We start from the raw sequence: 9,285 nt of genomic DNA on the forward strand, positions 1-9,285 counted from the left end.
AGCGGCTGATGCGCGCCTTCGCCTGCGCCGCGCTGGAGCCGGGCACGGGCGGACTGCTGCTCCTCGGCCTGGACCCGGCACACGCGCCGGCGGTCGCCGAGGCCTGCGCCCGCGTCCTGGAAGCCGTCCGCGGCACCCCCGTTCCCCGCCTCACCCTGGGCGCCGCCGACCGGGACGAGGACCTGTGGCTGCGGACCCGGCCGCAACGGTCCGGCGGCGTCCTCTCCTTCGTGCGCGGGCCGGGGCCGCTGACCGGCGACTCCCTCGTCCTCGTCCCCGACCTGGCCCGGCTGAGCCTGGCCGGGATGCGCGCGGCCGTGCAGACGGCCGGCGCGGACGTGGCCGTCGTCGAGCACGCCGTCGTCAGCCGGACCTGGCGGCCCCGCGCCCTGTGGCTCGTCTGCTGCGGCCACGAGGACGCCCGCCGGCTCTCGCCCCACCTGCTGGACCGCTTCCCCCTGCGACTGCACGCCGGGCCGCCCACCGGGCCGGGGCGGCGGCGGACGGAGTCCGGCGGCCCGTTCGGCGGGGCCGACCCGATGGACCTGCTGCCCCCGGGCTGGCACGCGGTGCTGACCGGCCCACCTGCCGCCCGCGCCGCCCTCACCGAGGAGGCCGTCGACTTCGCAGTGGAGCGAGCGGGCGGCGCACCCGGCATGCGCCGCGCCCTCTGCCTGGCGCGTACGGCCCGCGCGCTGGCCACCCTCGACGGCGACCCCGTCGCGGGGCCCGAGCGGATCTCCGAGGCGCTGCGCCTCACCGGCCTGCCGACGTCCGGCCTCCCGCCGTTCGCCGGCGCCCTCCCGGCCACCGCCGGGCCGCCGACCGCGACGGGGCCGGCCGGTACCGGCCCGGAGGGCGGCCCCCGCGGCGGACCGTCCGGCACGGGCGGCGAGCAGACCGGCCGGAGCGTCCGCGAGGCAGCGCCCGGCGAGCTGCTCGACGCCTTCCCGGCCCCGGCCCGGCCGCCGACCGCGTACCCCGAGGACGACCCGGACCCCCTGCGCGCCCACGCCCCCTTGCGACCCGTATGGCGGCATCGGCCGGGTCCGGCGGGCACCGCGGGGCGCGGACCCGTCGTCGGCATCAGGGCCGCCACCGACCTGCGGGACCTCGCCTGGGTCGCGACCGTCGTGGAGGCCGCCAAGTACCGCAACGTGCCCGGCCGCCGGGCCGCGCGCGGGGCCGGCGACCCGCTGACCGTCGCCGCCACGGACCTGCGCGGCTACGCCAGGGCGCCGGAGCCGGAACGGCTGCTGGTCCTGCTCCTGGACCACACCTGCCGCGCCGGCTGGGACCGGCGGCGGGCCCTGGCCCCGTACCTGCAATGGGCGTACGCGGAGCGGGCCGGGGTCTGCGTGGTCGAGACCGGACACCGCGACGCCGTCGACGAGTTGCGGGCCGAGAGCTTCCTGGCGCGCGGGGTGCTCGACCCCCGGGTCGCCGCGGCGCTGCACCGCGCCCCCGGCCGTGCCACCCCGCTCGCGCACGCGCTCGTCCAGGCCGACCAGGCGCTGCTGCGGGCCTTCCGGAGCCGGCGGGCCGGGCTGGTGGAGGCCTGGCTGGTGGTCGCCACCGACGGGCGGGGCAACGTCCCGCTGACGGCCTCCGTCGTGGGCCGGGCCGGCCCGCCCGCCGGGCGGCAGGGCGTCGACGACGCGCTGGCGGCCGCGCGTGACATCGGCGCGCGGGAACGGATGCGGCTGCGGCGGACCGTGCTCGCGCCGCGGGTCACGCCCTACGCCGGGCTGCCGGCGGAGCTGGCCGACGCACTGGGCGGGGTGCTGGACCGGCCGCCGGGCGACCGGGACGGGGCGCAGCCGGCGGGCGAGGGGGCGACGCGTGCCGGGTAGCACGGGCCACGGTCCGCTCGACAGGCTGCGCCGGGCGGCGCTGGGCTCCGCACCGGGCCGGCCCGGTGGCGCCTCCCGGCACTTACGGCCGCCGGAGGGCGTACGCGCCGGCGCCCCGGAACCGGTGGCGCTGGGCACGGTGCAGGTCGCCCCGGAGGAGCAGCTGCCGCCGGGCATGGCGCTGCTCAAGGTCCAGCGGGACGCCCGCGCGGACGGCACGACCGGCTTCACCCTGGAAGGCCACTGCGGGGACTCGCGGCTGCCGCACGTACCCGGCGACGTACGGGGGCGCCCCTGGCGCATCCGGCTGGACGCCGCCCGGCTGGACGGCCGCAGCCCGGGCCACATCCTGCAGGACATCCGCGACTGGTCCGCCAACCAGCGCGAACTGGTGCGCTGGCTGAACGACCTGCGGCACCGGTACCGCCACCGGCTGCACCTGGTGATCCAGGACGACACCGGCTTCGGCATACCGTGGGAACTCCTCGCCCTGGGCGAGGACGAGGACGGCCCGGAGGCGGACCGGGCACCCTGGCACGACTACCTCGGCGGGCTGGTCACCATGTCGCGCTGGACGACCATCCGGCACCAGCGGATCACCCTGCCGACCCGCCCCGAGCACTGCACCGGACGGGTGCTGGCGTACTTCGCCGAGGACATGCGCGGCGACGCCGCCGTCTTCGAGGGGTTCGCCCGCCACCCCTGCGAGGAGCTGACCCCGTTCCTGGCGGAGCTGGAGCGCCTCGACGTGGACACCGGGCTGGCCTACATGGGCTGCCACGGGGAGGGCGGCCCGGACGCCGACCTCAGCGAGTTCACGCTGGACGTCCGGCGCTGGAGCGAGCTGAACCGGCGGCCCATGAAAGCGCTCGGCGCCCGCCGCACCCTGGTCTGCCTCAACGCCTGCCACTCCGGGCACCTGGTCGTCAACGAGGGGCTCGGCGAACAGACCGCGCTGCGCGGCTTCCCCGAACTCTTCCTGCGCAAGGGCGCCCCCGCCTGCATCGCCACCACCGGCGCGGTGGGCGACGACGGGGTCCGCCGCTTCCTCAGGGACGTCATCGCGCACGTCGCCGCGCGGCCCACCGTGCCGGTGGCCCAGGCGCTGCGCGGCTTCCGCGCCGAGGCCGCCGCCGAGGCCGCCGAACTCCCGTACATCCCGGACACCGTGCGGGACGACCGAACAGTGGATGCCGAAGGACAGACGAAGGTTCTACGCTTCCTGTACAGCTTCATGTTCGTCTATTACGGACACCCGCACACCACGCTCCGGCTGACGGGCGACGCAGGGAGGGAGCATGACCGCTGACGCGGCCCGGCTGACCCTGGAACCCCTCGTCAGCTGGCCACGCGAGGCCGAGGCGGGCGTCGGATACCTCGTCACCGTCGACCTCCGCTGCCCGCACACGGCCGAGGAATGGCCCTTCGAGCAGGAGGAGTTCACCTTCGGCGTGACGCTGGACGGCGCGCCGGAGTTCGTCTGCGAGGTACTGGACGACCCCGGGGTGGTGCTGCACCGCTTCGGCGGCACCTACGGCCCGGCCCGCTTCGTCGTCACCGCGGCCGGCCCGCCCGGCCCGGCCGCCCTGTGGCTGACCATCAGCAACCGCTGGGGCGTACCGGTCCGCAAGGCCGAACTGCCCTCCCGCATCGTGCCTCCGGCCGACGCGCCGGAGCCGCGGCCGGCGGCCGGCCCGCCCGGTCGCAGACCGGCCCCCGGCACCGGCCGCGGAACGCCCGCACCCCACACGGCACCGGCCACCCGCCCGGCCCCGGCTCCGCCAACGGCCGGCGGAGCCGCCGGCCACGTCACCGTCAGCTTCGCCGGGGTCAACCGCGCCTGGGCCGTCTGGATCGCGGACCGGCTGGAGCGGCACGGGCTGCGGGCCTCCCTGCACCGCTGGGACCCGCCCGCCGACATGCCGCTGTCCGCCGCGCTCGGCGACCTCACCCTCACCGGCGGACGCGTCCTCCTCGTCCTCAGCGCCGGCTGGTTCCAGCCCGGCGTACGCTCCACCGAGGAGTGGAACACCGCACTCGCCGGCCTCACCGCCCGCCTGCCGGACCGCTTCGCCGCCGTCTCCCTCGCGGACCCGGCGCGGCTGCCGTCCGCCGCGGCCGCCCTGCGCCCCGCCCCGCTCACCGAGGGGACCGACGCGGCGGACCGGCTCACCGCCGAACAGGCCGAACGGCTGCTGCTGCGCACCCTCGGCCTCGCCGGGACGCCCGCCACCGGGGCCACCGGCGACAAGGGCCCGCGCTTCCCGCTGGACGCGCCCGCCATCTGGGGCGGGGTGCCGCGCCGCAACGCGCGGTTCACCGGCCGGGACACGCTCCTCGGCCACGTCCACGACCGCCTGGAGAGATCCGTACGGGGCGCCGCGGTCTGCACGCTGCTCGGCATGCCCGGCGTCGGCAAGACCCAGCTGGCCACCGAGTACGCGCACCGCTTCGCCTCCGAGTACGACGTGGTGTGGTGGATCCGGGCCGACACCTGGGGCGAGGCCCGACAGCAGCTCGCCGCACTCGCCCCGCACCTGGGCCTGGCCACGGGCCCGGAGTACGGCGAACGGCTGCGGGCCGTGGCCGACGCGCTGCGCCGCGGCAGCCCGTACCGCCGCTGGCTCCTCGTCCTGGACGGCGCCGACGACCCCGAGGCGGTGTCCTACCTGCTGCCCAGCGGCTCCGGACACGTGCTGATCACCTCCCGCAACCGCTCCTGGGCCGAGTACAACACCCTGCTGCTGGAGATCCCCGTCTACGAGCGCGCGGAGTCCGTCGCCTTCGTCCGCCGCCGCGCCCCGCGCCTGGACCGCGACGAGGCCGACCGGCTGGCGGAGGCCCTCGAAGACCTGCCGCTCCTGCTGGACCAGGCGGCGGGCTGGCTCGACGAGGCGACCATGACGGTGGACGCGTACGTACGCCTGCTGGAGGACGGGATGCAGGAGGCCGGCGCGGTGGTCGCCGCCGACTTCCCGATGACCTTCTCCACCGCCTGGACGATCCTCCTCCACCGCCTCCGCCAGGTCTCCCCCGACGCCGTGGACCTGCTGTACCTGTGCTCCTTCTTCGCGCCCGGTGTGGTGCCGGCCGGGCTGCTGGGCCGGGTGCGCGGCGAGTTCGCCGGGCTGACCGGCACCCCACAGCGGCTGCACGACGCGATCGGGCTGCTCGTCCTGTACTCCGTGCTGGGCGCCGAGGAGCACGAGGACGGCACGGAGACCGTCTACCTGCACCGGATGGTCCACCTCTTCCTCCGGGACAGCCTCTCCGCCGCCGACCGCGAGCGCTACGGCCACGCCGTACGCCGGGCGCTGGCCGACGCGGACCCCGGGGAGCCCTCCCGGATCGACCGCTGGCCCGCGTACGCCGCACTGGTGCCGCACCTCCTGCCGTCCGGCGCGCTGGACGTCGAAGCGGCCGACATGGCCGGGCTGGTGCTCAACTGTCTGCGCTACACCTACCTCTCGGGGGAGTACCGCAGCGGCCTGGAAGTGGCCCGCCGGGCCGACCGCTCCTGGCGGCGGCTGCTCCCCGACGACCACCCGCGCCGCTTCACGCTCGACCACCACTACGCCAACCTGCTCCGGATCACCGGCGACTACGCCGCCTCCGAAGGCATCGACCGGGCCGCGCTGGACCAACTGCACCGGCAGCGCGGCGCGTACGACCCGGACACGCTGCGCGCGGCCACCGGACTCGCCGCCGACCTGCGCGGCCTGGCCCGCTTCCAAGAGGCGCTGGACCTCTCCGGATACGTCCTGGACGGCAGTCGGCGCACCTTCGGCGAGGAGCACCCGCGCACCCTCGCCGCGCAGAACAACGTCGCCGTGTCGCTGCGGCTGCTCGGCGACTACGACCAGGCCCTGGAGCTGGACCGGCAGACACTGCTGGCGCGTCGCGAGGTGCTCTCCCCGGAACACAACTGGACGCTCTTCTCCGAGATCCACTACGCCACCGACCTGCGGCTGACCGGTCAGCACGGCGCAGCGCTGGCCCTCCAGGAACGGAACCTGCGCAGCCACCGCCGGGTCATGGGCGAGGACAACCCGCAGACGCTGCGGGCCGGACTGAGCCTCGCCCTGTGCCGGTACCACGCCGGGCAGGGACAGCGGGCCCGGCAGGACCTGGACCGGCTGCTGGAGCGCGCCGAACGCGTGGTGGGCCGCGGGGACCCGCTCGCCCTGATGACCGCGGCCGGCTTCTCCTGCGCCGAGCGGGAGTTCGGCGACCTGGACCGCGCCTGGGCCGTGGGCGAGCGCGCGTACCACAGCTACCGGGAACTGCTCGGCACCGGCCACCCGTACACCATCGGCACCCGCGCCAACCACGCCCTGGTGCTGCTCGCCGCCGGGGAGACCGAGGAGGGACGGGCCGTCCTGGGCGCCGCACTCCGGGAGATGAGAGCCGCGGTGGGCCCGGACCACCCGTGGACCCGGGACCTGGCCCACAACACCGCGGTGACCCGCAGCGGCCCGGCCCCGCACCCGGTGCGCAACTTCGAGCCGCTGATCATCTGAACGCGAGCCGGCACGCGGCGGGCCGCGCACTACTCGGCCGGAACCCGCTCGCACCCGCACGGCGCGGTGGGATACGGAAGAACAGGGCCGTGCCGACGGCCCCTTCGGAGAGAGCAGGACCGGTATGGCGCAGCCGGCGGGCACGACGCATCCGCAGCAGCCGACGGGTCTCCGGGTCACCGTGAGTGTCGCCGGGGACAGTCGTGCCTGGGGAGACTGGATCACCGACCGGCTGGAGCGCCACGGGCTGCGTGCCCCGCTGCACCACTGGGACCCGCCCGCCGCCATGGACCTGCGCTCCGCGCTCGCCGGCCTCACCCTCTCCGGCGGCCGGATCCTGCTGGTCTTCAGCACCGGCTACTTCCAGCCCGGCGTCCGCACCGGCCGGGAGTGGGACGCCGCGCTCGCCGCCGTCACCGCCGCGTACCCCGGCCGCTTCGCCGCCGTCTCCGTCACCGACCCCGGCAACCTCCCGGCCGGCGCCGCCGCGCTCGGCCCGGCACAGCTCACCGAGGCCGGCGCACACCACGCCGAACGCCTCCTGCTGCGCCGCCTCGGCCTGCCGGACACCCCGGCGCCCGGCACCGGCGGGCCGCGCTTCCCGCTGGACGCCCCCGCCGTCCGGGGCGGGGTGCCCCGCCGCAACCCCCGCTTCACCGGCCGCGCCGCGCTCCTCGCCCACATGCACCGCCGCCTGGAACGCTCCGTACGCGGCGCCGCCGTCTGCACCCTGGTGGGCATGGCGGGCGTCGGGAAGACCCAGCTGGCCGCCGAGTACGTGCACCGCTTCGCGACCGAGTACGACGTGGTGTGGTGGGTCAACGCCGCCCGAGCCGACCGTGCCCGGCGCAAGATGGCGGCGCTCGCCCCGGAGCTGGGGCTGCGCGCCGGCCCGGCGGAGCGGCTCGGCGCGGTCGTCGACGCGTTGCGCCGCGGCGAGCCGTACCGCCGCTGGCTGCTCGTCCTGGACGGCGCCGACGACCCGGCGGCGGTGGCGGACCTGCTGCCCAGCGGCTCCGGCCACACCCTGGTCACCTCCCGCAACCGCGCCTGGGCAACCCACCACACCCTCCTCCCGGTCCCCGTCTACGGCCGCCCGGAGAGCGTCGCCTTCGTCCGCCGCCGCGCCCCGCGCCTGACCGCGGCCGACGCCGACCGGCTGGCCGCCGCGCTGGAGGACCTGCCGCTCCTGCTGGACCAGACGGCGGGCTGGCTGAACGACTCCGACATGAGCGTCGACCGGTACCTGCGCCTCTTGGAGGGCGGGACGACGGATGCCCGTACGGTGGTCGCCGACGACTATCCGAAGACCTTCGCCGCGGTCTGGACCGCCCTGCTGGACCGCATCGCGGAGACCGCGCCGGACGCCGCCGAAGTGCTGCGGCTGTGCGCCGTCCTCGCGCCCGGCACCGTGCCGGTCGCGCTCCTCACCCGGATCCGCGGCGACTTCACCCCGGTCACCGGCGACCCCCGGCGGCTGCAGGAAGCCCTGCGGCTGCTCGTCCGCCACTCGATCGTGGAGGCCACCGGGTCCGCCGACGGCACCGAGGTGGCCGGCGTCCACCTGCACCGCATGGTGCGCCTCCTGGTCCGCGAGGGCATCCCGGCGCCGGAGCGGGAGCGGTACGCCCGGGCCGTGCGCGGCGCGCTCGCCGCCGCCGACCCCGGCCACCCCGACGACCCCGCCCACTGGCCCACATACGCCGCGCTGCTCCCGCACCTGCTGCCCGCCGGCGCCCTGGACGCCGACCCCGCGGAGACCGCCGCACCCGTACTGCACTGCCTGCGCTACGCCTACCTCACCGGCACCCAGGACACCGGCCTCGCCCTCGCCCGGCGCGCCGCCCTCACCTGGGAGCGGCTGCTGCCCGAGGACCACCCGTACCGCCTGGACCTGCTGCACGCGCACACCAACCTGCTGCGGGCCACGGGGCAGTACGCGGCCTGCGAGGCGCTGGACCGGCCCGCGCTGGAACGGCTGCTCGGCCGGCGCGGCTCCCCGGACGCCGAGATACTGCGCGCCGCCGCCGGCCTCGCCGCCGACCTGCGCGGCCTCGCCCGCTACCAGGAGGCGCTGGAACTCTCCCGGTACGTCCTCGACGGCAGCCGGCAGACCTTCGGCGAGCGGGGCGCCCGCACCCTGGAGGCCCAGAACAACCTGGCGGTCTCCCTCCGGCTGCTCGGCGCCCACGACGAGGCCGCCGAGCTGGACCTGCAGACCCTGCGGGCGCGCCGCGAGGTCCTCGGCCCGGACCACCCCTGGACGCTCTACTCCGCGCTGCACCACGCCACAGACCTGCGGCTCACCGGCCGCATCGACCAGGCCCTGGAGACCCAGGAGCGGAACGCCCGGGCCCACCACCGGCTCCTCGGCGCCGACCACCCGCAGACGCTGCGCGCCGCACACAACCTGGCGCTCTGCCGCCGGGGCGCGGGCCAGGGCGACCGCGCCCGGCAGGGCATGGCCGCGCTGCTGGAACGGGCGGCGCTGCTGCTGGGCCGCCGGGACCCGCTCACCCTGATGATCGCGTCCGGCGCCGGCTGCCTGGAGCGGGAGTCCGGCGACCCGGAACGCGCCCTGGCCATGGCCGAGGACACCTACCGGGCCTACCGCGACCTGCTCGGTCCGGCGCACCCGTACACCGTCGGCAGCGACGCCAACCACGCGCTGGCACTGCTCGCGACGGGCGACCGCGCCGCGGCCCTGAGCACGCTCGCGCGCGCCCTGCCCGCCATGGAGATCGCCGTCGGCCCCGGCCACCCCTGGACGGTCGCGCTGGCGCACGACACCCGCGCCACCGAGGCGGACCTGCCGCCGTACCAGCTCCGCGACTTCGAGCCGCTGACGATCTGAGGGCGCACACCGAAAGGGGCGGGGGGCCCCCCCCACCGATGGGTTGGGGGCCGGCCCC

The 9,285-nt window shown here is 76.9% G+C and carries 4 protein-coding genes; all 4 read left to right on the forward strand.

The genetic code is table 11. The annotated features are described in order from the left end of the window. Positions 1 to 8 precede the first annotated feature (8 nt). The 4 genes from IF20_RS26355 (at position 9) to fxsT (IF20_RS26370) (ending at position 9,227) form a co-directional block, all read left to right on the forward strand. The gene (locus IF20_RS26355; RefSeq protein WP_052867823.1) at positions 9 to 1,853 is read left to right on the forward strand and encodes a hypothetical protein; all 1,845 of its coding nucleotides are present in this window, start codon (positions 9 to 11) and stop codon (positions 1,851 to 1,853) included. Next, positions 1,843 to 3,162: a CHAT domain-containing protein gene (locus IF20_RS26360; protein WP_052867824.1), complete on the forward strand. Its 1,320-nt coding sequence runs from the start codon at positions 1,843 to 1,845 to the stop codon at positions 3,160 to 3,162. The genes IF20_RS26355 and IF20_RS26360 overlap by 11 nt, the downstream gene beginning before the upstream one ends. Next, complete coding sequence (gene fxsT / locus IF20_RS26365) at positions 3,152 to 6,373, forward strand: FxSxx-COOH system tetratricopeptide repeat protein (RefSeq protein ID WP_052867825.1); 3,222 nt, start codon at positions 3,152 to 3,154, stop codon at positions 6,371 to 6,373. Before IF20_RS26360 ends, fxsT (IF20_RS26365) begins: the two co-directional genes overlap by 11 nt. A gap of 124 nt (positions 6,374 to 6,497) precedes the next feature. Further along, positions 6,498 to 9,227, forward strand: coding sequence for an FxSxx-COOH system tetratricopeptide repeat protein (fxsT, locus tag IF20_RS26370; protein WP_052867826.1), 2,730 nt, complete (start codon positions 6,498 to 6,500; stop codon positions 9,225 to 9,227). Positions 9,228 to 9,285: the final 58 nt, after the last annotated feature.

This window comes from Streptomyces niger, from assembly GCF_000718305.1.
GTDB classification, from domain to species: domain Bacteria; phylum Actinomycetota; class Actinomycetes; order Streptomycetales; family Streptomycetaceae; genus Streptomyces; species Streptomyces niger.